This is a genomic window from Streptomonospora wellingtoniae (genome assembly GCF_031845375.1).
In the GTDB taxonomy this organism is placed as follows: Bacteria; Actinomycetota; Actinomycetes; order Streptosporangiales; family Streptosporangiaceae; genus Streptomonospora; species Streptomonospora wellingtoniae.
On the sequence record NZ_JAVREK010000089.1, the window covers coordinates 1 to 306 of the forward strand.

Annotated in this window: 1 rRNA gene; it reads right to left on the reverse strand. The window is 64.4% G+C overall.

What is annotated here, in order from left to right:
* Nucleotides 1-306 (reverse strand): 23S ribosomal RNA (locus tag RM446_RS24755); the annotation flags it as partial.

Below are 306 nucleotides of genomic sequence, written 5' to 3' on the forward strand. Positions count from 1 at the left end.
TCACGCCTCACCCACAACAGGGCAGGGATTTACCACCACCCCGGGCTACACGCTTACCCCCGGACAACCACCGCCGGGTAGAGCTACCCCACTGCGTCACCCCATCACTTGCCTACACACCCCTCGGGTCCCGGACCCGGAAACCGCACCGGCCCGAAGGCCGCCACAGCACCAGACACGGTTAGCATCAGGGCTATCAACACGGGCGCACGCGCACGGGTACGGGAATATCAACCCGTTATCCATCGACTACGCCTGTCGGCCTCGCCTTAGGTCCAGACTCACCCTGGGCGGATTAACCTGCCC